At 59.9% G+C, this 24,719-nt stretch carries 25 protein-coding genes; 9 read left to right on the forward strand and 16 right to left on the reverse strand.

From position 1 onward, the window contains the following. Positions 1-11 precede the first annotated feature (11 nt). The 6 genes from ACM6IO_RS07490 to folE2 are packed head-to-tail and all read right to left on the reverse strand — an operon-like array spanning position 12 to position 5,223. Entirely contained in the window at positions 12-1,349 is a 1,338-nt protein-coding gene (locus ACM6IO_RS07490; RefSeq protein WP_414911239.1) for a dihydroorotase, read from the reverse strand. 2 nt (positions 1,350-1,351) lie between these two features. Then, complete coding sequence (locus ACM6IO_RS07495) at positions 1,352-1,912, reverse strand: DapH/DapD/GlmU-related protein (protein ID WP_150630614.1); 561 nt, start codon at positions 1,910-1,912, stop codon at positions 1,352-1,354. Further along, complete coding sequence (locus ACM6IO_RS07500; RefSeq protein ID WP_192228161.1) at positions 1,909-2,784, reverse strand: metal ABC transporter substrate-binding protein; 876 nt, start codon at positions 2,782-2,784, stop codon at positions 1,909-1,911. The genes ACM6IO_RS07495 and ACM6IO_RS07500 overlap by 4 nt, the downstream gene beginning before the upstream one ends. An 11-nt stretch (positions 2,785-2,795) precedes the next feature. Further along, positions 2,796-3,662: a metal ABC transporter permease gene (locus ACM6IO_RS07505; protein ID WP_008041350.1), complete on the reverse strand. Its 867-nt coding sequence runs from the start codon at positions 3,660-3,662 to the stop codon at positions 2,796-2,798. Then, positions 3,662-4,330 (reverse strand): metal ABC transporter ATP-binding protein, encoded by a 669-nt coding sequence (locus ACM6IO_RS07510; RefSeq protein ID WP_414911240.1) that lies wholly within the window; start codon positions 4,328-4,330, stop codon positions 3,662-3,664. Before ACM6IO_RS07510 ends, ACM6IO_RS07505 begins: the two co-directional genes overlap by 1 nt. After that, a complete protein-coding gene (gene folE2, locus ACM6IO_RS07515; protein ID WP_008027475.1) occupies positions 4,327-5,223 on the reverse strand; it encodes a GTP cyclohydrolase FolE2 in 897 nt (298 codons plus the stop codon). Before folE2 ends, ACM6IO_RS07510 begins: the two co-directional genes overlap by 4 nt. Before the next feature lie 85 nt (positions 5,224-5,308). Between folE2 and ACM6IO_RS07520 the strand changes: the two genes are divergently transcribed. After that, a complete protein-coding gene (locus ACM6IO_RS07520) occupies positions 5,309-6,505 on the forward strand; it encodes an N-acetylmuramoyl-L-alanine amidase (protein WP_414911241.1) in 1,197 nt (398 codons plus the stop codon). On the opposite strand, the gene ACM6IO_RS07525 is transcribed toward ACM6IO_RS07520, so the two are convergent. Further along, positions 6,502-6,879 carry a glutamine synthetase gene (locus ACM6IO_RS07525; protein ID WP_207284987.1) on the reverse strand — a complete coding sequence of 126 codons (378 nt, stop codon included), beginning with the start codon at positions 6,877-6,879 and terminating at the stop codon, positions 6,502-6,504. The genes ACM6IO_RS07520 and ACM6IO_RS07525 overlap by 4 nt on opposite strands. Positions 6,880-7,023: 144 nt before the next feature. Between ACM6IO_RS07525 and zigA the strand changes: the two genes are divergently transcribed. Together zigA and ACM6IO_RS07535 are read left to right on the forward strand one after the other, a co-directional pair. Next, entirely contained in the window at positions 7,024-8,232 is a 1,209-nt protein-coding gene (gene zigA / locus ACM6IO_RS07530) for a zinc metallochaperone GTPase ZigA (RefSeq protein WP_414911242.1), read from the forward strand. Continuing rightward, positions 8,232-8,882: a DUF1826 domain-containing protein gene (locus tag ACM6IO_RS07535; protein ID WP_414911243.1), complete on the forward strand. Its 651-nt coding sequence runs from the start codon at positions 8,232-8,234 to the stop codon at positions 8,880-8,882. Before zigA ends, ACM6IO_RS07535 begins: the two co-directional genes overlap by 1 nt. Before the next feature lie 4 nt (positions 8,883-8,886). Here the strand turns inward: ACM6IO_RS07535 and ACM6IO_RS07540 are convergent, their stop codons facing one another. Then, positions 8,887-9,243, reverse strand: coding sequence for a hypothetical protein (locus ACM6IO_RS07540; protein WP_008027465.1), 357 nt, complete (start codon positions 9,241-9,243; stop codon positions 8,887-8,889). 27 nt (positions 9,244-9,270) lie between these two features. Here ACM6IO_RS07540 and ACM6IO_RS07545 point away from each other — a divergent pair, with 27 nt between their 5' ends. After that, a complete protein-coding gene (locus ACM6IO_RS07545) occupies positions 9,271-10,236 on the forward strand; it encodes a CobW family GTP-binding protein (RefSeq protein WP_414911244.1) in 966 nt (321 codons plus the stop codon). On the opposite strand, the gene ACM6IO_RS07550 is transcribed toward ACM6IO_RS07545, so the two are convergent. Then, a complete protein-coding gene (locus tag ACM6IO_RS07550; RefSeq protein ID WP_008027461.1) occupies positions 10,233-10,646 on the reverse strand; it encodes a DUF3301 domain-containing protein in 414 nt (137 codons plus the stop codon). The genes ACM6IO_RS07545 and ACM6IO_RS07550 overlap by 4 nt on opposite strands. A gap of 120 nt (positions 10,647-10,766) precedes the next feature. Between ACM6IO_RS07550 and pdxY the strand changes: the two genes are divergently transcribed. After that, positions 10,767-11,639, forward strand: a complete 873-nt coding sequence (pdxY, locus tag ACM6IO_RS07555; RefSeq protein WP_008041336.1) for a pyridoxal kinase PdxY — start codon at positions 10,767-10,769, stop codon at positions 11,637-11,639. Positions 11,640-11,731: 92 nt separating this feature from the next. On the opposite strand, the gene ACM6IO_RS07560 is transcribed toward pdxY, so the two are convergent. After that, positions 11,732-12,214: an acyl-CoA thioesterase gene (locus ACM6IO_RS07560; RefSeq protein WP_008027457.1), complete on the reverse strand. Its 483-nt coding sequence runs from the start codon at positions 12,212-12,214 to the stop codon at positions 11,732-11,734. A 201-nt stretch (positions 12,215-12,415) separates the two neighbouring features. On the opposite strand from ACM6IO_RS07560, the gene ACM6IO_RS07565 reads away from it, so the two are divergent. Next, positions 12,416-14,179: a cation:proton antiporter gene (locus tag ACM6IO_RS07565; protein ID WP_008027455.1), complete on the forward strand. Its 1,764-nt coding sequence runs from the start codon at positions 12,416-12,418 to the stop codon at positions 14,177-14,179. 21 nt (positions 14,180-14,200) lie between these two features. Here the strand turns inward: ACM6IO_RS07565 and ACM6IO_RS07570 are convergent, their stop codons facing one another. The 4 genes from ACM6IO_RS07570 to uvrD all read right to left on the reverse strand — a co-directional run bounded on the left by ACM6IO_RS07570 (position 14,201) and on the right by uvrD (position 18,577). Next, on the reverse strand, positions 14,201-14,608 hold the full coding sequence (locus tag ACM6IO_RS07570) for an SMI1/KNR4 family protein (RefSeq protein WP_003187120.1): 408 nt from the start codon (positions 14,606-14,608) through the stop codon (positions 14,201-14,203). A 137-nt stretch (positions 14,609-14,745) separates the two neighbouring features. After that, a complete protein-coding gene (locus ACM6IO_RS07575; RefSeq protein WP_414911245.1) occupies positions 14,746-15,618 on the reverse strand; it encodes a Tim44 domain-containing protein in 873 nt (290 codons plus the stop codon). Positions 15,619-15,796: 178 nt separating this feature from the next. Further along, complete coding sequence (locus tag ACM6IO_RS07580; protein ID WP_007934436.1) at positions 15,797-16,237, reverse strand: EamA family transporter; 441 nt, start codon at positions 16,235-16,237, stop codon at positions 15,797-15,799. A 156-nt stretch (positions 16,238-16,393) separates the two neighbouring features. Continuing rightward, positions 16,394-18,577: a DNA helicase II gene (uvrD, locus tag ACM6IO_RS07585; protein WP_008027451.1), complete on the reverse strand. Its 2,184-nt coding sequence runs from the start codon at positions 18,575-18,577 to the stop codon at positions 16,394-16,396. A gap of 258 nt (positions 18,578-18,835) precedes the next feature. On the opposite strand from uvrD, the gene ACM6IO_RS07590 reads away from it, so the two are divergent. Next, positions 18,836-21,703 carry an EAL domain-containing protein gene (locus ACM6IO_RS07590; RefSeq protein WP_008038172.1) on the forward strand — a complete coding sequence of 956 codons (2,868 nt, stop codon included), beginning with the start codon at positions 18,836-18,838 and terminating at the stop codon, positions 21,701-21,703. A 59-nt stretch (positions 21,704-21,762) separates the two neighbouring features. On the opposite strand, the gene ACM6IO_RS07595 is transcribed toward ACM6IO_RS07590, so the two are convergent. Further along, entirely contained in the window at positions 21,763-22,077 is a 315-nt protein-coding gene (locus ACM6IO_RS07595; protein ID WP_008038170.1) for a hypothetical protein, read from the reverse strand. 352 nt (positions 22,078-22,429) lie between these two features. Here ACM6IO_RS07595 and hexR point away from each other — a divergent pair, with 352 nt between their 5' ends. Both hexR and ACM6IO_RS07605 read left to right on the forward strand, forming a co-directional pair. Continuing rightward, entirely contained in the window at positions 22,430-23,296 is an 867-nt protein-coding gene (gene hexR, locus ACM6IO_RS07600; protein WP_008027445.1) for a transcriptional regulator HexR, read from the forward strand. Between the two features lie 188 nt (positions 23,297-23,484). Then, positions 23,485-23,694: a PA3496 family putative envelope integrity protein gene (locus ACM6IO_RS07605; RefSeq protein WP_008030742.1), complete on the forward strand. Its 210-nt coding sequence runs from the start codon at positions 23,485-23,487 to the stop codon at positions 23,692-23,694. On the opposite strand, the gene ACM6IO_RS07610 is transcribed toward ACM6IO_RS07605, so the two are convergent. Further along, entirely contained in the window at positions 23,636-24,598 is a 963-nt protein-coding gene (locus tag ACM6IO_RS07610; protein ID WP_192228172.1) for a LysR family transcriptional regulator, read from the reverse strand. The genes ACM6IO_RS07605 and ACM6IO_RS07610 overlap by 59 nt on opposite strands. Positions 24,599-24,719: the final 121 nt, after the last annotated feature.

The raw sequence follows: 24,719 nt of genomic DNA on the forward strand, positions 1-24,719 counted from the left end.
CGAGTGCTGCACTAGCGTGTAAACCGTAGCGGTAAACCCTGGCAGCTGTCATTAAGACATTTGTCGTGCCACGCCATTTGCCCCGATACCAACGTAGTGCTCACGCTGTGGCGAAAGCGTCGTTGCGCGAAGGGCGTCCAGCCGCATTGAGACAGGATCGGCTGTTGGGAGACGGCAACGCCACCAGGTTCGGGTTTGATCAACACCAGGTCGGCCCAATACCCTTCGCGCAAATAGCCTCGGTCGGGAATCGCAAACAGATCGGCGACACGGTGACTGGTCTTGGCCACAAGGGTGGTGATCGGTAGAACGTCATCCGCCACCAACTCCAGCAGGGCGGGCAGGGCGTGTTGCACCAATGGCAAGCCGGACGGTGCCTGGCAGTAGGGACGTTGCTTTTCGTCCCAGGTGTGAGGCGCGTGATCGCTGCCGATGACGTCCAGTCGATCACTCATCAGGGCCCGGCGCAAGGTGTCTCGGTCGGCCTGAGTCTTGATCGCCGGGTTGCATTTGATCAAGTTGCCGAGCGTTGCGTAGTCGCGATCGTCGAAGAGCAGGTGGTGCAGACAGACTTCGGCGGTAATGCGTTTTTGTGTCAGTGGCTTGTCTTCGAACAACGCCAGTTCGCGGGCGGTGGTCAGGTGCAACACGTGTAGCCGGGTGCCATGCCGCTTGGCCAGATCCACGGCCATCGAGGACGAACGGAAGCAGGCCTCGGCATTGCGGATCAGCGGATGGGCTGCTGCGGGAATGTGCTCGCCGAACAGCTCTCGCAGGTTCACCGCATTGGCGTCGATGCTGGGCGTGTGTTCGCAGTGGGCCAACAGAATCGTCGGCACTTCAGCGAATAGCCGCTCCAGGACCTTGGGATCGTCTACCAGCATGTTGCCCGTGGACGCGCCCATGAACACTTTTACGCCGGCCACTTCGCAAGGATTGAGCGCGGCGACGGTGTCGAGATTGTCGTTGCTCACGCCGAAGTGAAAACCGTAGTTGGCCACCGAATTGATCGCTGCACGGCGCTTCTTGTCGGCCAATGCTGCCAGCGTCAGGGTCGCCGGGTTCGTGTTGGGCATGTCCATGAAACTGGTGATGCCGCCGGCCACCGCTGCTCGCGATTCGGTGTAGAAACTGCCCTTGTCGGGCGAACCGGGATCGCGGAAGTGCACCTGATCATCGATCATTCCAGGCATCAACCACTGGCCGTCAGCATCGATTTCGACGGCAGCATTTTCCCCTTCGATGCTGCTCGCGATCTTGATGATGCGACCATGGCCGACCAACAGATCACCGTCAAACTCACGTCCTTCATTCACCAGCCGGGCATTGCGAATCAGCACGTTGTTCATGGTCAGAACTCGTTTTGCAGGGCTTTGTAGCCACGCACCAGATCGACGTTGGTGCGCGCCACGTCTTCGGAAAACTCCGAGGCGCTGACGCTCACCGGCGGGAATTGCGACAGGTCGGTGTTGGGCCCGATGCGGGTGGTGGAGGGCACGTAGAAGTCGGCGGGCAAGTCGCGACCGTCGACCACCGAGTTGTGCCGCACCACGCAGCCATCACCGACGGCGCAGTTGAACAGCACGCTGTTGAACCCGATGAACACCCGGTCGCCCACGGAGCACGGACCATGAACGATGGAGCGGTGGGCGATCGAGCTGAACTCGCCGATCGTTACTGCTGCACCGGACTTGGAGTGGATCACCACGCCGTCCTGGATGTTCGAGTTGGCGCCGATGGTGATCGGCTCCATCTCACCCGAGGCGTCAACTTCGTCCGCGCGAATCACCGCGTAGGGGCCGACGAAAACGTTCTCGCCGATCACCACTTTGCCGCAGATGATCGCGGTCTTATCGACGTAGGCGGACTCCGCAATCAGTGGCAAATCACCTGAGGGATTCTTGCGGATCATGGCTTGCTCAAAGCCTCGTACAAGGTGTTGAGGTTGTACTCGAACAACCCGGTAAAGGTGCTCGCCGGACCGCTGGCGGCGAGCGCATCGGAGTACAGCGTGCCGCCAATGTGTGCACCGCTTTCATCGGCAATCTGCTTGAGCAGGCGGGCATCCTTGATGTTCTCCATGAACACCGCTTTGACCTTGGCCTGGCGAATCTGGGTGATCAGCGCAGCGACTTCGGCGGCGGAAGGTTCGCGCTCGGTGGACAGACCTTGTGGCGCCATGAAGTCGATGCCATAGGCCTGACCCAGATAACCGAATGCATCGTGGGACGTGACGATCTTGCGGTTGCCCGGTGGCAGCGAACCGAGCTTGGCTTTGGCTTCGGCGAGCAGCGCGTAGATCTGTTTCAGGTAGGCCTGGCTGTTGCGTACATAGTCGGCTTTGTTCGCCGGGTCGGCGGCGATCAGCGCCTTGGTGATGTTGCTGATGTACAGCTCGGTGTTCGCCAGGTTGTGCCAGGCGTGAGGGTCGGGGACGGTCTCGCCATCTTCATCCAGCGAGCGTGGGATGACGCCGTGGCTCGCGCTGATGACCGGGGCTTTGGTCTCGGTGCTGGTCACCAGGCGGTCCAGCCACGGCTCGAAACCCAAGCCGTTTTTGATGATGAGTCTGGCCTTGAGCAATGCCTTGGCATCGTCCGGAGTCGGCTCATAGGTGTGAGCATCGGCATCGGGGCCGACCATGTTGGTGATCTGGATGTGCTCGCCACCGACCTGATGGGTCATGTCGGCGAGGATGCTGAAGCTGGTGACCACCTGCAGTTTTTCCGCCGCAGACAACGACATCGACAGCATCAAACTGAACAGCACGAGTAAAGCGCGCATCGGGAAACACCTCATTGGGATGTGAGCAAGGGCGGGCGGCGCAGCAAGCCGTGCACCGGTCCGAACACCACGGACAGCAAATACCCACCGCCAGCCACCAGCACGATCGCCGGGCCGCTGGGCAGCGAGTAATAGAACGACAGCAACAAGCCGAGCCACACCGAGAGGCAGCCGAGCAGCCCGGCGATGGCCATCAACACGGGCAAGCGTCGACTCCAGAAACGCGACGCGGCGGCGGGCAACATCATCAGACCGACGACCATCAATGCACCAATGGCTTGAAATCCGATCACCAGATTCAGCACCACCAATGTCAGGAATACGCCGTGTGCCAGCGGACCAAGACGGCTGACGGTTTGCAGAAACAGTGGATCGAGGGTGTCCAGCAACAACGGTTTGTAGATGAGCGCCATGGCGATAAGGCTGAGCCCTGAGACCCACAACATGCCGGTCAACGTCGGGCCGTCGACCGCCAACGCCGAGCCAAAAAGCAGGTGCAGCAGGTCCAGGCGTTTGCCGGCGATGCCGAGGATCAGCACGCCGCTGGCGAGGGAGATTGGGTAGATTGCGGCGAGGCTCGCGTCTTCTCTCAGACCTGTTCGGCGAGTGATCCATGCCGCGAGCCCGGCCATGCTCAAGCCCGCACCGAGGCCGCCGAAGGTCAATGCCGGCAAGCTCAGCCCAGCAAACCAGAAGCCGAGCGCGGCGCCGGGCAGGATGCCGTGAGCAACTGCGTCACCGATCAGACTCATGCGTCGCAGGATCAGAAACACCCCGAGCGGTGCCGTGCTGCAGGCCAACACCAATCCACCGAGCAGTGCCCGGCGCATGAACACGAACTCGTGGAACGGTTGCCAAAGATGGGCAGCGGCGAGCATCAGGCCACCTGCGTCTGTGGTTGTTGGCGGATAAGGTCGGTGCTCGAACCGAGGACGCAGCCGCTGTTTTTGATCAGCAGCGTTTGAGGAATGTGTTGGCGCACGGCGGCGAGGTCATGACACACGACCACCAGGGTTCGACCTTCGGCGTGCCAGGCGTGGATGTTTCTCCACAGCAGTGATTGACCGAGTTCGTCGAGGGCAGCGTGAGGTTCATCGAGCAACAGCAAGGGCGCTTCGGCGAGGCTCAATCGGGCGAGCAGGGCGCGCTGCAATTCGCCGCCGGAGAGGGCCATCAATGGGCGCTGCTCCAGACCGGTCAGGCACCAGTTTTCCAGTGCGGCTTTAAGGCGTTGACTTCGGACGTCGGGGGATTGCTTGCTGCCCCAGAAACCCGCGGCGACCAACTCTTGCAGACTGATCGGGAATTGCCGGTCGAGGTGCTGTTGCTGGGGAAGGAACGAGAGTGAGCCTTTGCGTGGAACATCCAGGATCACTTTGCCGGTCAGTGGTTTTTGTAGGCCGGCGATGACTTTCAGCAGGCTGCTTTTGCCTGAGCCGTTGGCGCCGATCACGGCGGTCAGGCTGCCTTGGTTCAGTTCGAAATCTACCGGCGGCGTGAGCGGTTGGCCCGGTGCGCCCCAGCGCAACGCCTCGCAGCGAATCATGCGGCCTCCCAATTCCATCGGCTTTCGGCGACGGCGTCGTGGGCATGCAGGCTCTCGGCGTGGACGACTTTCAAGTGGAAGGCATTGATACCGGGGGAGCGCTTCAACGCCAGATTCAAACGGCGAGCGGCGTCTTCGCAGAACATCAGGTTTTGACCATTGGCCAGCGCGAAGGCTTGTTCGTCGGCACGCTTTACCGCGGTTTGCACGGCGGTGCCGAGTGCGGCTTCGGCGTCGTTGATCAGCGCAATCAGTGGCAGGTCATCAAGATAATCATCGAGACGCAGCCTCAGCTGCGCATTGCTGCGTTGGCTGTGAGGCGTGGCAACGATGCCTTTTGTGGTGCCGAGCCAAGCCAAAACATCGGCGTGTTGCAGTGGCTGGTTGGCAAAGTCGTCGACGAATTGCTGCTGAATCAACTGCCGCGCCAGTGCAGCTGAACAGGGGCAAGTTGAGGAATAGGGGATGTCGATGTTTAGTTCCACGTGGAACATCGCGTTTTTCAAACGCGCATTGATGCTGACTGGATAAGATTTCCAACCGGACAATGGACTGATCAGCGCTGGCCGTTTGAGCAGCAAATCTGCGTGAATGTTCAGGTAAGCGCTGTTGGATAGACCTTCATGGGTATCAAGAAATCGCTGCAAGACACGCCGCAACAGGGCGGGTGTCAGGCGTTCCTGTTCGAGCATTTCCAGCGCCAGGTACAGCCGCGACATATGAATGCCGCGCGCTTCTCCATCATCGAGGCTCACGCCCGCATCGGCCTTCGCGCTCAATCGCTGGCCATCGAATAAAACTGGAAGAGCAATGCCGCACATGCCCACCCATTCAAGTGGCAGGGCTTGGCGTGAGGCCTGCGCGGCGATATCCGGCAGAGTCAGCGCATTCATGAGCAGGTCCATCGTGGAAGTCGGTTCGACATGTTATGTTATTACATTAAAATCGACTACGCCTTTTTCACGAGCGGCTTTCACCATGCACAGACGTCACTTGCTCAACTTGATCCTGGCCAGCGCGGCCTTCGCATTGCCTTTCGGTGTTGGCGCCACGCAAATTCGCAACGCGCGGCTCTGGCGCTCGGACGACAAGCTGCGCCTGGTGTTCGATCTGAGCGGGCCGGTGCAGTACAAAACTTTTTCACTGAGCGCGCCTGAGCGGCTGATCATTGACCTGAGTGGCGCCAACGTCAGTGGCGACTTCAGTCAGCTGGTGCTTGGCAACACGGTCATTCGCTCGATCCGCTCCGGGCATTTTGGTCAGGGCGATACGCGGATCGTCCTCGACCTTAGCGCCCCGGTGCAGCTCAACAGCTTTTTGCTACCGCCGCAGGACGGGCAGGGTCATCGGCTGGTGCTCGACCTGAAGACAGCGGCACCCTTGCAAATAGCCGCCGCGCCCGTGGCAGCCATCGACAAGGCTCACCCGAAACGGGACATCATCGTGGTGGTCGACCCCGGCCATGGCGGCAAAGACCCGGGCGCGGTCGGCGCCAAAGGTGAGCGTGAGAAAGACGTGGTGTTGTCCATCGCTCAGCTGTTGGCCAAACGGCTGAAACGGGAGAAGGGCTTTGACGTGAAACTGGTGCGCAACGACGACTTCTTCGTCCCGCTGCGCAAGCGCGTGGAGATCGCCCGCAAACACAACGCCGATATGTTCATCTCGGTGCATGCCGATGCGGCGCCGCGTCTCACGGCTTCTGGCGCGTCGGTGTATTGCTTGTCTGAGGGCGGAGCGACGTCGGCCACGGCGCGTTTCATGGCGCAGCGAGAGAACGGCGCGGACCTGTTGGGCGCCACCAGCCTGCTCAATCTCAAGGACAAGGACCCGATGCTGGCCGGGGTGATTCTCGACATGTCGATGAACGCCACCCTCGCCGCGAGTTTGCAGTTGGGCAACACGGTGCTCGGCAGTCTGGCGGGCATCACCACGTTGCATCAGAAGCGCGTGGAGCAGGCAGGATTTGCCGTGCTGAAATCGCCGGACGTGCCGTCGATCCTGGTGGAAACCGGCTTCATTTCCAACGCTCGCGACAGTCAGCGGCTGGTCACGGCGCGGCATCAGCAGGCCGTGGCTGACGGATTGTTCGAAGGATTACAGCGCTACTTCCAGAAGAATCCGCCGGTCAACAGTTACATCGCCTGGCAGCAGGAACAGCAAAAAGCGCAGGCCTAGCAGCCGGTGATCCGGCTGCAAGTGAACCTGGCACTGCTGCCACCGGAACTGGAAAACCGGTTGATGGTGGTCCAGCCAACCCGACGGTTGTAGCCCACCCAGGCTTCGCCGTCGGAAGCGATCCCTGTGAAGAATGTCAGTTGCCCGTAGCGACTGTTGGTTTGCGCCCAATAGCGCTTGCCCGCCCGTTCGAAGCCTCGCAAGTAGATCGTGCTGCCGACGGTGTTGACGCTGTAAGCGTTGCCGTCGGCATCCACGCAGGCCAGCAGGTTAGCGCTGCGGGTGCAGCTGGCCAGGCTCGGGATTTGCGCCCAGGCGTCTACGGCGAGCAGCAACGAAACGCTCATCAGCGTTAATTTCAAGGCAGTGCGCATGGGGTTTCTCTCGGGGCGAACGGGCTTCAGCATCCTGCCCTTTGTCACTGCCGGCAAGAGGGGAGTGGTTTAATTGCATTGTTATACTATAACATTGAATTAAGCCCGACACTGCGACCGGGCATCTCCTGTGAGGACTACCTGATGCCCAATCGTCTCCCCGTGACCGTTTTGTCGGGCTTTCTCGGCGCCGGCAAAAGCACGCTGCTCAACTACGTGCTGCGTAACCGCGACAACCTGCGAGTCGCCGTGATCGTCAACGACATGAGCGAAATCAACATCGATGGCAGCGAAGTTCAGCGTGATGTCACCCTGAACCGCGCCGAAGAAAAACTCGTGGAAATGAGCAACGGCTGCATCTGCTGCACCTTGCGCGAAGACCTGCTCGAAGAAGTCAGCCAACTCGCCAGGGACGGCCGCTTCGATTACTTGCTGATCGAATCCACCGGCATTTCCGAACCCCTTCCCGTGGCGGAAACCTTCACCTTCCGCGACGAAGAAGGGCAAAGCCTGGCCGACATCGCACGTCTCGACACCATGGTCACTGTGGTCGATGGCATGAACTTTCTGCTCGATTATCAGGCCGCCGAAAGCCTCGCCTCTCGTGGCGAAACCCTTGGCGAAGAGGACGAGCGCTCGATCACCGACCTATTGATCGAGCAAATCGAATTCGCCGACGTGATCCTGATCAGCAAGATCGATTTGATCAGCAGCCGCGAGCGTCAGGAGCTGATCGCGATCCTTGAACGATTGAACTCGCAAGCCGAAATCATCCCGATGGTCATGGGCGAAATCCCGCTGAAAAAGATCCTCAACTCCGGTCGTTTCGACTTTGAAAAAGCGGCACAGGCGCCAGGCTGGTTGCAGGAGCTTCGCGGTGAGCACGTGCCGGAAACAGAGGAATACGGCATCGCTTCCACGGCGTATCGAGCACGCAGGCCCTTTCATCCACAGCGCTTTTTCAGCTTCATCGACCGTCCGTGGGTGAATGGCAAATTGCTGCGCTCGAAAGGTTTTTTCTGGCTGGCGAGCAAACCCATGGACGCGGGCAGTTGGTCTCAGGCGGGCGGTTTGATGCGCCATGGTTTTGCCGGCCGCTGGTGGCGTTTCGTGCCGAAAACCCAATGGCCGCAGGACGAGGAGAGCACCGCCGGGATCATGGAAAACTGGACCGCCGCCACTGGCGATTGCCGGCAGGAACTGGTGTTCATTGGCCAGAACATCGACTTCAACTTACTCACTGCGGAACTCGACGACTGCCTGCTGAGTGATGAAGAAATGGCGTCCGGCGTCGAGGGCTGGCGATTGTTGCCCGATCCATTCGGCCCCTGGCATGAAGAGGAAGCCGCGTGATGCTGGCGCCGACCTTGAAGTTACGACCGGTCATTTGCCAGGTTCAGGGCGAGACGCCGCAAGCCCTCGCGCGAATTCTGGACGACGGCGTGAACCTCGCCATTTGGCAGCGCCGACTCCCGGTGCACATCGCCGATTTCGGCCGTTTGTTGCTGTCCCTGAACGAGCCATTGGCCGAGTCGCTGGTTCTGGAAATGCCCGCTGACGACACCGAGCCCAATCTGCAAGGACTGGCCTCGGGCTTCAACGATCTTGAAGGCTACGAAGGCTTTATCGCCGACGTTTCCTGGTTGGTCAGCGCATTCGCCTGTCTGTTGGGCGCCAAGCGTATCGGCGTGCGTCTACGGGTTCTGGACAAAGCCATGTGCCCGCGTTTTCACGTCGATCATGTGCCCGTGCGCTTGATCACCACGTACGCTGGAATCGGCAGCGAATGGCTGAAGGAAGGGGCAATGGATCGCCGCCAATTGAGCAAACCCGAAGCTGAACCTACGGATGATTCGCTGATCCAGCACATCGGCAGCGGTTACGTGGCTTTACTCAAGGGCGAGAAATGGCACGGCAACGAAGGCTTTGGCCTGATCCACCGCTCGCCGCAACCCGCGCCGGGCGAGCGCCGTTTGATCCTGACCCTCGACTGGTTGGGTTAGCGAATCAAGGCTTGAGCCAGTTGCCCTGGCTCTGGCCTTCGCAAAACGGCTTCAGATACGCCGCGTCGGTGGCCACGCCGTAATAGTGAATATCCTGTCGGTAAGGCATATTGGCGACTTGGGCGTTGCTGCACACACCGAATGCACCGCCGGGGCATTGGTCGACGTATTGCACGTCGACTTTCTGGCCAGCAAGGTTGGGCTGGCAGAACCCGTCGGCGAAGAGCTTTTCCGGGATGTTGCGGTTCTGCTGGCAGACCTTTACGTCGAGGCGCTCAGCTGTGCTATGTACTACGCAAGCCTGGGCCAGCGCCTCGCCGCAAACCAGCGCCAGAAGCAACGTCCAGCCAATCAACCGCATCCTTTACCTCCTCAGAAAACACCGACCATGTTGCAGAACATTCCCACGCACGTCATTGCCGGTCCATTGGGTGCAGGCAAGACCAGTTTGATCAAGCATCTGTTGGCGCAGCGGCCGGCGAACGAGCGCTGGGCGGTGTTGATCAACGAGTTCGGCCAGATCGGCCTAGACGCCGCGTTGCTGACCCGGGACGCCGATGGTATCGCACTGGGCGAAGTGGCCGGGGGCTGTTTGTGTTGCGTCAATGGTGCGCCGTTTCAGATTGGCCTCGGACGCTTGCTGCGCAAGGCGCGGCCGGATCGGTTGTTTATCGAGCCGTCCGGGCTGGGCCATCCGGCGCAATTGCTCAGGCAATTGCAAGAGGCGCCGTGGTTGGGTGTGCTGGCCGTCCAGCCCAGCGTGCTGGTGCTGGATGCCCAAGCGCTGGCAGCCGGCAAACCGCTGCCTGTGACGCAGCAGGAGGCGTTGGGCAGCGCCGGGCTGTTGCTGCTGAACAAGTCGGAAAACCTCGACACAGGTGATCGTGAGCGAATCGTTGCGCAGTTGCCGGCGCGCCGCGTGTACTGGACACAGCAGGCCCGGTTGCCATTGAGCGAGTTGCCCGGCCTGGAGGCGAAGGCTGTGGCGGGTGTGGATAACTTCATCCAACCCAAAGGAATGGCGCAGATGCCGACCGTCTGGACCGATCCCGAGGTGCCGATTTGCTTGAGTCAGGAGCAGGAGGGGGGCTGGAGCATTGGCTGGCGCTGGCATCCGAGCCAGACATTCGATTCCGCGCGCGTTGGTCGATGGCTTGAAAGCCTTGCGTGGCGGCGGGCGAAGCTGGTTATCCACAGCAGCGACGGCTGGGTTTCAGCGAATGCCCTGGATAACTCGCCATTGGCGTGGCAGCCCAGTGAATGGCGCCGGGATTCGCGAATCGAGCTGATCTTCAGCGAGCCGCAGCAGGTTGATTCATTACAGAGCGCACTGGCCGACTGTCGGTTGAATTAAGGACGCCATTTTGTGTGTTCTTGCCGCCACTGACTAAGCTCAATCACTTCAGCGCGAGGCTTCGCCACGTCGACCACCGGAGGCGTGTCGTCGAACGGCATCGGGTAGGGCGCCAGTTCGATCTGCGCGCTGTGGGCGCCGAACTGGGTGATGGTGCCGTTGTGGCGGGTTTCACCGGTCACCGTGAATTCGAAGTTATACACGCGGGCCAGGCGTCGCCGCCCGTTGGCATCCTTGATGAAGGCGATTTTTTTCAGCGCCACGTTGCCGTCCAGCAACTCGATGCCGAGCTTGACGCAGTGCAGCTTGACCCGCTCCAGCGCACGCTCGCGCAAGCCATGGTTGTGCCACAGCCACGCGCCGCCAGTGGCGAGCAGCATCAACACGAAGATATTTCCGAGGGTCAGCATCAACAGGGTGCTCCAACTAGATAGTGTCAGCTTAACTGCGTCGCCGGTCTGTCGTACAGGCTGCGTTTAGTCGCATACTGCGCGGCTTGAATTTCAATCGGTTTACGGAAAACTCACCGCATGAAACGTACGCCCCATCTGCTCGCCATTCAGTCCCACGTGGTGTTCGGCCACGCTGGCAACAGCGCCGCGGTTTTCCCGATGCAGCGGGTCGGGGTGAATGTCTGGCCGCTCAATACCGTGCAGTTCTCCAACCACACCCAATACGGGCAATGGGCGGGCGACGTGCTGGCACCGCAGCAGATTCCCGAATTGGTCGAGGGCATCGCAGCGATTGGCGAGCTGGGCAATTGCGATGCGGTGTTGTCCGGTTACCTCGGCAGTGCAGCCCAGGGCCGGGCGATCCTGACGGGCGTGGCGCGGATCAAGTCGATGAATCCCAAGGCACTGTATCTGTGCGACCCGGTGATGGGCCATCCAGAGAAGGGTTGTAGCGTGCCGGCCGAAGTCAGCGATTTTCTGCTGGAGGAAGCGGCAGCCATGGCGGACTTCATGTGCCCGAACCAGCTTGAGCTGGACAGCTTCTCGGGCCGCAAGCCGCAGTCGCTGTTCGATTGCCTGGCCATGGCGAAAGCGTTGCTGGCGCGTGGTCCGCAGGCGGTGCTGGTCAAGCATCTGGCCTATCCCGGCAAACCGGAGGATGTGTTCGAGATGTTGCTGGTGACAAGCGAAGGCAGCTGGCACCTGCGACGTCCAATGCTGGCGTTTCCGCGTCAGCCGGTGGGCGTTGGCGACCTGACATCCGGCCTGTTTCTGGCGCGTGTACTGCTGGGCGACAGCCTGGTGGCGGCGTTCGAATTTGCTGCGTCGGCGGTGCATGAAGTGCTGCTGGAGACCCAGGCGTGCGCCAGTTACGAGTTGGAGCTGGTGCGGGCGCAGGACCGGATTGCGCATCCGCGTGTGCGGTTTGAGGCCACCGCGATCAGCCTTTAAAAGCTTCGCGGGCAAGCCTCGCTCCTACAGGGATCGCATACAAACTGTAGGAGCGAGGCTTGCCCGCGAATGCGATTTAACGGTCAAACGTATCAGGCGTCGCCCTTGATCTCCTGATACCGCTTTTCCAGCTCCTGACGAATCTGCCGACGCTGCTGGGCCTGCATGTAGCGGCGTTTGTCTTCGCTGTTCTGCGGTTGCAGCGGCGGTACGGCGGCCGGTTTGCGGTCGTCATCCACCGCAACCATGGTGAAGAAGCAGCTGTTGGTGTGGCGCACCGAGCGCTCGCGGATGTTTTCGGTCACCACCTTGATGCCGACCTCCATGGAGGTGTTGCCGGTGTAGTTGACCGACGCCAGGAAGGTCACCAGTTCGCCGACATGGATCGGCTCGCGAAAAATCACCTGATCCACCGACAGGGTCACCACGTAGCGGCCGGCATAGCGGCTGGCGCAGGCGTAGGCCACTTCGTCCAGGTACTTGAGCAAGGTGCCGCCGTGGACATTGCCAGAGAAGTTGGCCATGTCGGGAGTCATCAGTACCGTCATCGACAGCTGGGCGTTTCCGGGTTCCATAACGTTCTCACGGTTCAAGGCAGGTTTCGGAGGAGTGCACCTCTGCGGGTGCCTGTTCGGTTTTTTCAAACCACAGTTATCGGGACGCCGGGCGGGTGATTGCCGTCACGCCAGATCGATCTGTTTCCATATATTGCACCGCCTTTCTGGCGGAAGTCGCGGTGTTAACCTCCGAAAGTCGACCTTAAGGAGCCCCACACCATGCATGCCATCAGTTTTATTCAGGATCTGGCAGTGATCATGCTGGTCGCAGGCGTGGTGACCGTACTGTTTCACCGCCTCAAACAACCGGTCGTCCTCGGCTACATCGTCGCCGGGTTCATCATCGGCCCGCACACGCCACCCTTCGGCCTGATCCACGACGAAGAAACCATCAAGACCCTCGCCGAACTCGGGGTGATTTTCCTGATGTTCTGCCTCGGCCTGGAGTTCAGCCTGCGCAAACTGTTCAAGGTCGGCGCCACGGCGTTTATCGCGGCGTTCCTGGAAATCGTGCTGATGATCTGGATCGGCTACGAAATCGGCCGCTGGTTCGACTGGAACACCATGGACTCGCTGTTCCTCGGCGCGATCCTGGCCATCTCATCGACCACCATCATCGTCAAGGCGCTCAATGACCTGAAGATGAAAAACGAGCGTTTTGCGCAGCTGATTTTCGGCGTATTGATCGTCGAGGACATTCTCGGCATCGGCATCATCGCCTTGCTGTCGAGCATCGCGGTCAGTGGCACGGTCAGTTCCGGCGAAGTGTTTTCCACGGTCGGCAAGCTCTCGCTGTTCATGATCGTCGCGCTGGTAATCGGGATTCTGCTGGTGCCGCGCCTGCTGGCCTACGTGGCCAAATTCGAAAGCAACGAGATGCTGCTGATCACCGTGCTGGGCCTGTGTTTCGGCTTCTGCCTGTTGGTGGTCAAGCTCGAATACAGCATGGTGCTCGGCGCGTTCCTGATTGGCGCGATCATGGCCGAGTCGCGGCAATTGCTGAAGATCGAGCGACTGATCGAGCCGGTTCGCGACCTGTTCAGTGCAATCTTTTTCGTCGCCATCGGGCTGATGCTCGACCCGATGATCCTGCTGCAATACGCCTGGCCAATCGCAGTCATTACCGTCGCTGTGGTACTCGGCAAGATGCTGTCCTGTGGCCTCGGCGCCTTTATCGCCGGCAATGACGGACGCACCTCACTGCGCGTGGGAATGGGTCTTTCGCAGATTGGCGAATTTTCTTTCATCATCGCGGCACTGGGGATGACCCTGCAGGTCACCAGCAACTTCCTCTACCCGGTCGCTGTGGCGGTGTCGGTGATCACTACGCTGCTGACGCCGTATCTGATCCGCGCGGCTGATCCGCTGTCGATCAAACTGGCTGGCGTGATGCCGCAGCGGTTGGGCCGCGTATTGGGGATGTATGGCGAATGGCTGCGCAGCATCCAGCCTCAAGGCGAGGGTGCGCTACTGGCGTCGATGATCCGGAGGATTCTGTTGCAGGTGGGGGTCAATCTGGCGCTGGTGATTGCGATTTTCTTCTCGGGCGCTTTTTTTGCCGAGCGAATGTCTCCCTATTTGCAGGACTGGATCAGCGACCCGAGCTGGCAGAAGGCGTTGATCTGGGGAGGGGCATTGCTGTTGTCGCTGCCGTTCCTGATCGCCGCCTATCGCAAGCTCAAGGCGCTGTCGATGTTGTTGGCGGAGATGGGCGTGAAACCGGAGATGGCCGGCCGTCACACGCAGCGAGTGCGTCGGGTGATCGCCGAGGTGATCCCGATCCTTTCGCTGTTGGTGATCTTCCTGCTGTTGGCAGCCTTGTCGGCCAGTATTCTGCCGACCAACAAGTTGCTGGTGCTGATTGTCGTGGTCGCGGCCGCCGTGGCGGCGCTGCTCTGGCGCTGGTTCATCCGCGTGCACACGCGGATGCAGGTGGCCTTGCTGGAAACCCTGGACAATCACAAGGAATCTTCGGGGCATTGACCACGCGGCGCGTCAGACGGCTCAGCTTTCCAGCCAGACGTCTCGTGCCCAGTGCCACACCGATTCCCAGGTTTCTTCGGCGATCAGCTCTTCTTCGGCTTGCCACAGCACTACAGTGCCGTCTTCTTCGACGCAGTAGTAGTCGTCACCGTCCTGGCAGATCGGGATCAAGCTGCGATCGACACCGGCGTCCCAGGCGTTGGCGGCAACGTCCGGCAGGTAGGTGTGGGATTGCGGGTCGGTGACGGTCACCGGCTCCAGGCTGCCGTAGACCACGTCGCTGACGGTCAGCAAAAACTCTCTGAAAACAAATGGGATGTCGATGAACAGTTGTTCTTCGATTTCGACCAGCAGATCTTCGTCGGGCAGCTCCAAGGGGACCGGTACCGGTTCGTTGGCTTCACGCAGTTGTTCGATGATTTCTTCCACGTCCGGGATCCTCTTGCTTGTATGGCGCGGTTTAGTTGGGGCGGTTTATACAGTAGCTCGCTATAGATGCAACCGTGAAATAGAAAACCCCGGCCGAGGCCGGGGTTTTTGTTGCGACACATTTAACGCAGGTCGGTTCAGCCGTTCTGGCGGATACCGGCAACCAGCCAAGGCTGGTTTTCACCCTGTGGACGTTCCATGTTCCAGCTTTCGCTGAACACTTCGCCCTGGTCGAAACGCGAGGTTTTCGACACGCCGCTGAAGGTCAGGGTGGCGATGGTCTTGTCGGCGCGATCATCGACGCCATCCAGTTGAACATTGAGGTTATCAATGTAGGTGGACTGGAAACCCTCACCCAGATCGGCACGTTCGCGCTTGAGGAACTCAAGCAGCTGCGGGGTCACGAACTCGGCGATCTTGTCCATTTCGTTGGCGTCCCAGTGTTGCTGCAGGGACTGGAAGTGGTTGCGGGCCGCTTCAATGAAGTTCTTTTCATTGAACCAGGCTGGCGCGTTGATGACCGGACGGGCGGCAACCGGAGCGGCCGAACCACCGAAGATCGAACCCATGGCGCTTGGCTTCTGCTCGAACACTTCACGCTGCATCGGGGCGCCAGCCGGAGCCAGGTGCTCCTGTTGCTTGCGACGACGAGCGGCGATGAAACGGAAGACCAGGAAGGCAATGACGGCCATGATCAGAATGTCGAAGATCTGCATGCCTTCGAAGCCGCCGCCCATGAACATGGAAGCCAGCAGGCCACCGGCCGCGATACCGGCCAGAGGGCCGAGCCAGCGCGAAGCACCGCCGGCCTTGGCGGCAGCGCCAGCGGCACCGGCCGCGCCCGCAGTGGCAGCAGCGCCACCTGCAGCAGAAGAAGGAGCCATTTGGCTGGTCTGGTGAGTCGGCGCAGCGCCGGAGCTCTTGCCGCCACCAAAGCGCTTGGCGTTGGCGTCGAGGCTCATCGTCAGGCCGATGCACAACGCCATGGCGATGCTAAGAAAACGTTTCATAAAGGGAATTCCCATTTGTGGATGGCACGCGCGCCATGTTGCACAGCTGAAGTGTTACTGGCTAGCGGCAGAGTGTTTCGGGCTTTTGCCTGACAGGTCGTGTTCAGCTTCAGTCAGGGCAATAAGGCCTGTTAACTTCGGTCCGTAGGACGAGTGGATAGGTTCTGTAGGAAGGGGCCTAGCGTCGTAGCGCAAGCATGACCACACCGGCCGTGATCAGGCCGATTCCGCCCCATTGGCGCAGGTCGAGTTTTTCACCCAGCAAGATCACGCCGAGCACCGCCACCAGCACCACACTGAGTTTGTCCACCGGAGCGACCAGCGAGGCCGGCCCCAGTTTCAATGCGCGGAAGTAGCAGATCCACGAGGCGCCGGTGGCCAGTCCCGACAGCAGCAGGAACAGGTAGCTCCTGGCCGAGATCGATCCTAATGACTGATATTGGCCCGTTGCGTACAAAATCAAGGCCAGGCTGACCAACACCACCACGGTGCGCAGCAACGTGGCGAAGTCGGAGTTGACGTTTTCGATGCCGATTTTGGCAAAGATCGCGGTCATGGCGGCAAAGGCTGCCGACATCAGGGCCCAGAATGTCCAGGAAGAAAAGAAACCTGAGCCCATGGTTCGCGCCTTTATAAGATCAACCTGCCGAGGTGGATTAACCACAAACCCCTGTGGGAGCGAGCCTGCTCGCGATAGCCGCACCACGGTTTTCTGGATAAACCGCGGCGCCCTCATTCGCGAGCAGGCTCGCTCCTACAGAAAAGCCGATAACCCTTAGATCGCTTCCAGTTTCGCGTAACCCAACATCAGCCACTTGCTGCCTTCGCTGAAGTTCACCTGCACCCGGGCCTGCGCGCCGGCACCTTCGAAGTTCAGGATCACGCCGTCGCCAAACACCGAATGCCGTACGGTCTGACCGAGGCTGAACCCGGTGTCGGGAATCTCGCTGCCGCCAAACAGGCTGCTGGAACTCTGCTGCTGACCACCGCCAAACGGGCGACTGACACTGTTGGACAGGCGCACTTCCTGGATCAGGCCTTTCGGCACTTCACGTACGAAACGCGAGACCTTGTTGTAGGTTTCGCTGCCATACAGGCGTCGGGTTTCAGCATAGGTCATCACCAGGTTCTGCATCGCCCGGGTAATGCCGACGTAGGCCAAACGGCGCTCTTCCTCAAGGCGACCCGGCTCTTCCAGGCTCATCTTGTGCGGGAACAGGCCTTCTTCCATGCCCACCAGGAACACGTAAGGGAATTCCAGGCCTTTGGCGCTGTGCAAAGTCATCAGCTGAATGCTGTCTTCGTGCTCGTCGGCCTGAGTATCGCCAGCCTCCAGCGACGCGTGACCGAGGAACGCCGCCAGTGGGGTCAGGTCTTCGTCTTCTTCAGCGTTTTCGAAGTTGCGTGCGGCGCTGACCAGTTCCTCAAGGTTTTCTACCCGGGCCTGGCCTTTTTCGCCTTTTTCCGCTTCGTGATAGGCAATCAGACCGGACTGCTCGATGACGGTCTGGGTCATCAGGTGCAGCGGCATTTCCATGCACTTGGCGGCGAGGTTCTCGATCAGCTCGATAAACGCGCCAAGCGCACCCGCTGCGCGACCGGTCAGGCCTTTATTGGCGACCAGCAAGCGCATGGCTTCCCACATCGACACATCACTGTGGCGCGCATGATCGCGAATCGCTTCAACGGTTTTCTCGCCGATGCCGCGTGCCGGAACGTTGATCACCCGCTCCAGCGCCGCATCGTTGCCACGACCTTCCAGCAAACGCAGGTAAGCCATGGCGTTCTTGATTTCAGCCCGCTCGAAGAAGCGCTGACCGCCATAGATGCGGTACGGGATACGCTCGCGCAGCAAGGCTTCTTCCAAAACGCGGGATTGGGCGTTGGAGCGGTACAAAATCGCGATATCGCTGCGAGCCAAGCCGGTTTTCAGCGCGCTTTCGATGGTTTCCACCACGTAGCGTGCTTCATCGTGTTCGTTGAAAGCGGCGTACAGATTGATCGCTTCGCCTTCGCCGCCGTCGGTCCACAGCTCTTTGCCCATGCGCCCGGTGTTGTTGGCGATCAGGGCGTTGGCTGCCTTGAGGATACCGGCAGTGGAGCGGTAGTTCTGCTCCAGACGAATGGTCTCGGCGTCCGGGAAATCGTCGGAGTACTGATAGATGTTCTCGATTTTCGCGCCGCGCCAGCCGTAGATCGACTGATCGTCGTCGCCCACCACCATCAGGCTGTCGCCGCCCTTGGCCAACAGTCGCAGCCAGGCGTACTGCACGGCGTTGGTGTCCTGGAACTCGTCCACCAGGATGTGCCGGAAGCGCTTCTGATAGTGCGCCAGCAAACCCGGGTGATCGCGCCACAAGTCGAGGGCTCGCAGCAGTAATTCGGAGAAATCGATCACGCCAGCGCGCAGGCACGCGGCCTCGTAGGCCTCATAAATGCTGCGCATGGTCGCCAGGAACAGGTCGCCGCTGGCTTGAATGTGCTGCGGACGCAGACCTTCGTCTTTCTGCCCGTTGATGAACCATTGGGCCTGACGGGCCGGCCAGCGTTGCTCGTCCAGACCCAATTCGCGAATAACGCGTTTGACCAGACGTTGCTGGTCGTCGCTGTCGAGAATCTGGAAGGTCTGGCTCAGGCCGGCTTCCTGCCAGTGCGCCCGCAGCAAGCGGTGCGCCAGGCCGTGGAAAGTGCCGACCCACATGCCGGCCGGGTTAATACCCATCAACTGCTCGATGCGATGACGCATCTCGGCAGCGGCCTTGTTGGTGAAGGTCACCGACAGGATTGAGTGGGGCGAGGCGTTTTCGACCTGGATCAACCAGGCGATACGGTGCACCAGCACTCGGGTTTTACCGGAACCAGCACCGGCCAGGACCAACTGACGACCCACGGAGGCTGCTACGGCCTGGCGTTGGGCATCGTTGAGGGAGTTCAGCAGAAGGGAGAGATCATCGCGCATCGGGGCATTCTAGGGGGCGGCGCCACACCGGGCAAACCCCGCTTTGCTTTAGCCGATGAAAGATACGCGAAGGACGACCGGTCGGTCACTGGCTGCAGGCGTTGGCGGGGCTCGCTTCCAGCGTTTCCAGGGGGTAAAAGGGCTCCGGGCTTTTGCAGAAATTATGATCTGGAGCAGTTTGGTAAGGGCATTGGCTTGTGTATGCTCCGTCCACGTTTCGGGCTCATGCTCATCATTATAAGAACAAGAACATTGCCTATGACCCTCAGCTCCGACCTGTCGGGCCCCACTGTGGAGCCCCGGGTTATCCGCAAACAGTACGCCATGGAAATGGCGGTCGAGCGCACGCGCCTGCTTTATCAAGGTTCGTTGCTGCCGACGCTGTTCATGCTGATCAATGGCCTGGTGTGTGCGGGATTGCTCTGGAGTCCGCAGCGCTACTTCCTGGTCAGCGTCTGGCTGGTGTGGCTGTTGTCGCTGGTGGCGCTGCGGGTGATTCAGGTCGCCGCTTTCGATTCGGCCATTCCCAACCGTCAGGCCCATCCGGTCTGGCGTCGCATGTTTTTGCTCGGTTCGGCCATGACCGGCCTGACCCTGGCCGGCGCCGGCATCGCCCTGGTGCCCGCCGACAATTTCATCCAGCAAGCCTGGGTGTTCGGCCTGATCGGCGCGGCAGCCCTCTCGGCCAGCGTCGCTTATGCCGTCAGCCTGCCAGCCTTCCTGTCCTTCACCTTGCCGTGCCTGTTACCGGCCATCGCCTACCTGTTCTGGGGCGGTGACGAGCAGGAGCAGGGCTGGGGCTGGTTCGGCCTGATTTTGCTGGGAGCGTTGAGCGTGGTCGCCTGGCAGGTCAATCGGCTGATTGATCGCGGCTTGTTGCGCCGCTTCCAGAATCAGGCATTGATCGAGCACTTGCAGCAGGCCCAGAGCCGTAGCGACCAGCTGAACCATGATCTTGCCAAAGAAATCGATCAGCGCCGTCGTGCCGAAGACGAGTTGCGAGAAATTCAGATTGGGCTGGAAAGCCGCGTCGCCCAGCGCAGCCTGGAGCTGGATGCTGCCAACCAGGCCCTGAGCAAAAGCGAGGCGCGCCTGGCGCTGGCCTTGAAGGCCAGTGAACTGGGGCTGTGGGACTGGAACCTGCAAACCGACGAAGTCCATCACACCCATATTCAAGAGTTGTTCGGCCTGGAGCCGGAATTCGTGACGGCCATGCTGCGTCACCTCAAGCCGCGCCTGCATCCCGAGGACTTGCCGTCGCTGAGGCGCGCACTGGTCGAGCACCTGAAGGGCCGCAGCGAGGACTATCAGATCGAATACCGCGTGCGCCATGGCGATGGTCATTGGGTCTGGATCGAGGACCGCGGTCGAGCGGTGGAGCGCAGTGACGGCGGTCGGGTGATCCGCATGGTCGGCACCCGCCGCGACATCAGTGCCAGCAAGATGCTGGAAGCCCAGCAGCAACTGGCGGCGACGGTGTTCGAGGCCGCCAGCGAAGGCATCATGATTTTCGATCCGAATTACGCACTCATCGCGGTAAACCAGGCGTTCAGCCGCTTAACGGGCTACGACATCGACGACATGCTCGGGCGCAACGTCGTGGAGCTGCCGTGTAGTCGCGATGCCCGTCGCCACTACGGGGCGATTCATCAGGCGCTGGAGCAACACGGCAGTTGGCAGGGCGAGCTGGTGGAAACGCGCAAGAACGGCGAGTTGTATCCGCAATGGCTGCAATTGAACGCCGTGCGCGATACGCGGGGAAATGTCAGCCATATCGTCGGCTTCTTCGCCGATCTCTCGGCGCGGCGCGAATCCGAAGAGCGCATGCGCTACCTGACTCACTACGATGAACTGACTGGCCTGGCCAACCGTTCGTTGTTCCGCGAAAGGTTGCGTGAAGCCCATCAGCGCGTGCGCCAGGGCGGGCGCAGTCTGGCGTTGTTGCACATCAATCTTGATCGCTTCAAGTTGCTCAACGACAGCCTTGGCCATGAAATCGCCGATCAGCTGTTGCAGAAAATGGCCCGGCGGCTGGTCAACGCACTGCCGGAAGCAGACACCATCGCCCGATTGTCCGGCGATGAGTTCGCCGTGCTGTTCGACGCTTACGGCAACCTTTCGAGCCTGGCGCGGGTGGCGACTCGCCTGTCGGCCAAGCTGCGTTTGCCGGTGACCGTCGAGGGGCATGAGCTGGTGGTCAGCGCGTCCATGGGCATCAGCATGCTGCCGGACAACGCACGGGAAATCTCCGCGCTGGTGAGTCAGTCGAACATGGCCATGCAACATGCCAAACACTTGGGCGGCAACAATTTCCAGTTCTACACCGACAGTCTGCAAGCCAGCACACTTGAGCGCTTGCAGCTGGAAAACCAGCTGCGTAAAGCCATCGAAGAAAAACAACTGAAAGTGTTTTACCAACCCAAGCTTTGCCTCGCCACAGGCCGGTTGAATGCCGCCGAGGCATTGGTGCGCTGGGATCACCCGACCATGGGCCGCGTGCCGCCGTCGGACTTCATCGGCCTGGCCGAAGAAACCGGGCTGATCGGCCCGATCGGCGAGTTCGTGTTGCGACAGGCGTGCTGGCAAGCCTGCGAATGGCAGCGTCAGGGGCTGGAGCCGATCCGGGTGTCGGTCAATTTGTCGGTGCATCAATTGCGCCAGGGCAAGCTGGTCAGTCTGGTGCGTCAGGTATTGGAAGAAACCGGGCTGGCGCCGCACTACCTCGAACTGGAGCTTACCGAAAGCCAGTTGCTGGACAGCGTTGAGCACATCATCGCGACGTTCCAGCAGCTGCGTGATCTTGGGGTGAAGCTGGCCATCGACGATTTCGGCACCGGCTATTCGTCCCTGAGCTACCTCAAGCGCATTCCGGTGGATTACGTGAAGATTGATCAGGCATTCATTCGCGGCCTGGGGGAGGGGAGCGTTGATGCGGCGATCACCCGGGCGATCATTGCGATGGCCCACGGGTTGTCGTTGAAGGTGGTGGCTGAAGGCGTGGAGCGGTCGGAGCAGCTCGAGTTTTTGCAGGCTGAGCGCTGCGATGAAGTGCAGGGGTATTTGATCAGTCGCCCGATAGAAGCGGGTGGGTTGGCGGACCTTCTGCGAGCGCAATCCGCCTACTGAAGGTGTGTCGCACAATCACACCTTCCCGCCACTAAAATGACGGGAAGGTGTTTATAGGCTTAGTTTGTAATCAGAACTTTATCGATGTGGTGAATTTTTTCACCTTTATAAAAGATGCTCACGCCGGAAACATTAGAGTCCCCCAGTGCTTTATATTCGACAACTTTGTCTGTTTCAACTTGCAGCGAAATTTCGTTGGAGTTTTCAAGAATCAACTCCAGTCGCAGATCAAAGGATTTATCCTGAAGATCGGTCATTACCAGCTTGGGGGTAATGCCTGTGTGTGCAACGGTTACGGTGCCGAAAGCGCGGAAAGAAGCTGCGCCAGGCATACGGTCAATTTGTGCGGTCCAGTCTTTGGTTTTAATGCTCATAGTGTGTAACTCCTTTAATTAAGTTTGATTGCTTCCTGCACGATCAAGGTAACTAGGTGAAGTTGTTTTTGGAAGAGGGTTGTTATTTGCATTTGTAAGTTTGAGTGTTTTATTTTTTGCTCTTGTAGCAACTAAGACCCTGCTGCTTTGAGTGAGTCGATCAGGGAGGGTTGTTAGCCTAAGGGTATGCTTCGGTTGCGCTGCAGCTCTGATAATGAGTGCTACATGAAGCGCGCACGCCTGAAAACGAGGGATTCGGTTGCGCATTGAGCAGGCAAAAAGCCAATTCATGTAGTATAACTACAAGCTTGCTACATCCCCGGCGCCTGCCAATAACAAAGAGTCCAGCCCCTTGAATCTGCTGCAACACATCGCCCAGTCACGCCACCTGTTACGCAAGTCGGAGCTCAAGGTCGCCGACCACGTGCTGCTTGACCCGGCGGCGGTGATGCACAGCTCCATGGCCGACCTGGCCCACAGCGTGGGCATCAGCGAGCCGACCATCGTGCGGTTCTGCCGCGCCATCGGTTGTTCCGGGTTTCAGGATCTGAAACTGAAGCTGGCGCAAAGCCTGGCGGCCGGTGCGAGCTTCGGTCAGTTCGCGATCCATGAAGACGATTCGGTCGCCGACTACAGCCTGAAGATTTTCGACACGACCCTGCACACCCTGATGGAGGTTCGCGAGAAGCTCGACCCGGTGGAGTTGCAGCGAGCGGTATCGCTGATGTCCCAGGCCCAGCGTGTCGAGTTTTATGGCTTTGGCGCGTCAGGTGCGGTGGCGGCGGATGCCCAGCATAAATTCTTCCGGTTGCTGCTGACGGCGGCCGCGTATTCCGACCCGCACATGCAGGCGATGTCGGCGGTCACCTTGAAGCCGACTGACGTGGCGATCTGCATTTCCCAGTCCGGGCGTTCCAAGGATCTGTTGATTACCGCGAATCTGGTGCGTGAAAGCGGTGCCTCGTTGATCACCTTGTGCCCGAGCCAGACGCCGTTGGCCGAGCTGTCGACCGTCAACCTGGCCATCGACGTGCATGAAGACACCGAAATCTATACACCGCTGACCTCGCGCATCGCCCATTTGGTGGTGATCGATGTGTTGGCGATGGGCGTAGCCATGGCGCGCGGGCCGAGCCTGGTCAACCACCTCAAGAGCGTCAAGCGCAGCCTGCGCAGCTTGCGGTTGTCGCCCAAGTCGGTGAAAGCCCTGGACGACTGATTCGTCTTGAGGGCGCCTTCGCGGGCAAGCCTCGCTCCTACGGGTATGCGCTGTCTGTAGGAGCGAGGCTTGCCCGCGAAGGCGTCCTCAAGCATGACAACTTTCATCTGCCTGTAACGCACAAGCCGCCAAACCGTCATCCCTCGCGCCCATTCTGTAACTCCCGTAATCGCCTTGGGAGACTCGAAATGGCCCAGCCCTACGAAGAACGCAACAGCGCCGTCAAAACCCGTCGTCAGCAAGAAGACCAGCGCCGCATGGAATTCCGTCGCGCTATCGAAGATCGCTGCGAACGCCGCCAGTTGCTGGCCGAGATCGGTGATTTTCCCGAGCTGGAACTCAATTACTGGCAGGCAGCTCCCGCAACTTCCCGTCGAAACGCTCAACCAGGGCGCTGATCTGCACCCGTTCGCTGCGGATAAACGCAAGGAATGCGTGGGCCACCGGCGACAGCCGTTTGGCCTTGGCCTGCACCAGGCACCAGCTGCGAAACAGTGGCAGTTCTTCGACCGGTAACTCGATCAGTCCGCCGGTCGCCAACTCCAGGTTCAGGGCGTGGCGCGTCAACAGCGCGACGCCCAGACCCGCCAGTACACATTCACGCTGAGCTTCGGCCGATGCGACCTCTTGGGTCTGGTTGAAATGCACGCGCTTCTCTTTGAAATACTCTTCGCACGCCAGCCGCGTACCCGAGCCGGGTTCGCGCAGTAGCAGCGTGTAGGGTTCGAGGTCCTGCAAGCGCAACGGTCCCATATGGCACAGCGGATGATCCGGCGGCGCCACGGCCACGATCGGATTGTTGAGGAACGGCAGGAACTCCAGCCCCATGTCCTGCGGCACCATGGACATGATCACCAGGTCGTCGCGGTTGTCGGAGAGACGGCGGATCACTTGCCCTCGGTTGACCACGGTCAGTTGCAGGTTCACTTCCGGATGCTGGCGCTTGAACGCGGCAAACAGATGCGGCACGAAATACTTGGCGCTGGATTCCACCGCCAGTTTCAGTTGCCCCTGCAGTGATCCCTGCATGTCCGACAGCTGCATGTCGAGGTTTTCCAGGCGCCCGAAAATATCCCGGCTGGCCCGCTGAAGCGCTTCAGCCGCTTCGGTCATGTAGAGTTTTTTGCCGACGTAATCGAACAAAGGCTGACCAATCAGCTCCTCAAGTTGACGAATCTGCAGGCTCACGGCAGGTTGTGTGAGCGACATTTCGTCCGCCGCACGGCTGTAAGACCGTAAATCACAGACCTCATTGAAGATCTGCAATTGACGCAATGTCATACGCATCAATGACTTACGCATTATCTGAAAGCTCCCGCCGCAGGCTGATGCATCAACTATAAGTCTTTACTTATGCCTGACCCAATAATTAATCATTTTTGTTAATCCCTTGCGGGGGCTAGTGTGGACCTGCGACTGAATT

The sequence above is a fragment of the Pseudomonas sp. IT-P44 genome (genome assembly GCF_949768225.1).
Lineage (GTDB): Bacteria > Pseudomonadota > Gammaproteobacteria > Pseudomonadales > Pseudomonadaceae > Aquipseudomonas > Aquipseudomonas migulae.

What these genes read in the sequence shown, in the direction of transcription:
- ACM6IO_RS07490 (WP_414911239.1), bottom strand. Translation starts at nt 1,349, where the DNA reads ATGAACAACGTGCTGATTCGCAATGCCCGGCTGGTGAATGAAGGACGT.
- ACM6IO_RS07495 (WP_150630614.1), bottom strand. Translation starts at nt 1,912, where the DNA reads ATGATCCGCAAGAATCCCTCAGGTGATTTGCCACTGATTGCGGAGTCC.
- ACM6IO_RS07500 (WP_192228161.1), bottom strand. Translation starts at nt 2,784, where the DNA reads ATGCGCGCTTTACTCGTGCTGTTCAGTTTGATGCTGTCGATGTCGTTG.
- ACM6IO_RS07505 (WP_008041350.1), bottom strand. Translation starts at nt 3,662, where the DNA reads ATGCTCGCCGCTGCCCATCTTTGGCAACCGTTCCACGAGTTCGTGTTC.
- ACM6IO_RS07510 (WP_414911240.1), bottom strand. Translation starts at nt 4,330, where the DNA reads ATGATTCGCTGCGAGGCGTTGCGCTGGGGCGCACCGGGCCAACCGCTC.
- folE2 (WP_008027475.1), bottom strand. Translation starts at nt 5,223, where the DNA reads ATGAATGCGCTGACTCTGCCGGATATCGCCGCGCAGGCCTCACGCCAA.
- ACM6IO_RS07520 (WP_414911241.1), top strand. Translation starts at nt 5,309, where the DNA reads ATGCACAGACGTCACTTGCTCAACTTGATCCTGGCCAGCGCGGCCTTC.
- ACM6IO_RS07525 (WP_207284987.1), bottom strand. Translation starts at nt 6,879, where the DNA reads ATGCGCACTGCCTTGAAATTAACGCTGATGAGCGTTTCGTTGCTGCTC.
- zigA (WP_414911242.1), top strand. Translation starts at nt 7,024, where the DNA reads ATGCCCAATCGTCTCCCCGTGACCGTTTTGTCGGGCTTTCTCGGCGCC.
- ACM6IO_RS07535 (WP_414911243.1), top strand. Translation starts at nt 8,232, where the DNA reads ATGCTGGCGCCGACCTTGAAGTTACGACCGGTCATTTGCCAGGTTCAG.
- ACM6IO_RS07540 (WP_008027465.1), bottom strand. Translation starts at nt 9,243, where the DNA reads ATGCGGTTGATTGGCTGGACGTTGCTTCTGGCGCTGGTTTGCGGCGAG.
- ACM6IO_RS07545 (WP_414911244.1), top strand. Translation starts at nt 9,271, where the DNA reads ATGTTGCAGAACATTCCCACGCACGTCATTGCCGGTCCATTGGGTGCA.
- ACM6IO_RS07550 (WP_008027461.1), bottom strand. Translation starts at nt 10,646, where the DNA reads ATGCTGACCCTCGGAAATATCTTCGTGTTGATGCTGCTCGCCACTGGC.
- pdxY (WP_008041336.1), top strand. Translation starts at nt 10,767, where the DNA reads ATGAAACGTACGCCCCATCTGCTCGCCATTCAGTCCCACGTGGTGTTC.
- ACM6IO_RS07560 (WP_008027457.1), bottom strand. Translation starts at nt 12,214, where the DNA reads ATGGAACCCGGAAACGCCCAGCTGTCGATGACGGTACTGATGACTCCC.
- ACM6IO_RS07565 (WP_008027455.1), top strand. Translation starts at nt 12,416, where the DNA reads ATGCATGCCATCAGTTTTATTCAGGATCTGGCAGTGATCATGCTGGTC.
- ACM6IO_RS07575 (WP_414911245.1), bottom strand. Translation starts at nt 15,618, where the DNA reads ATGAAACGTTTTCTTAGCATCGCCATGGCGTTGTGCATCGGCCTGACG.
- ACM6IO_RS07580 (WP_007934436.1), bottom strand. Translation starts at nt 16,237, where the DNA reads ATGGGCTCAGGTTTCTTTTCTTCCTGGACATTCTGGGCCCTGATGTCG.
- uvrD (WP_008027451.1), bottom strand. Translation starts at nt 18,577, where the DNA reads ATGCGCGATGATCTCTCCCTTCTGCTGAACTCCCTCAACGATGCCCAA.
- ACM6IO_RS07590 (WP_008038172.1), top strand. Translation starts at nt 18,836, where the DNA reads ATGACCCTCAGCTCCGACCTGTCGGGCCCCACTGTGGAGCCCCGGGTT.
- ACM6IO_RS07595 (WP_008038170.1), bottom strand. Translation starts at nt 22,077, where the DNA reads ATGAGCATTAAAACCAAAGACTGGACCGCACAAATTGACCGTATGCCT.
- ACM6IO_RS07605 (WP_008030742.1), top strand. Translation starts at nt 23,485, where the DNA reads ATGGCCCAGCCCTACGAAGAACGCAACAGCGCCGTCAAAACCCGTCGT.
- ACM6IO_RS07610 (WP_192228172.1), bottom strand. Translation starts at nt 24,598, where the DNA reads ATGCGTAAGTCATTGATGCGTATGACATTGCGTCAATTGCAGATCTTC.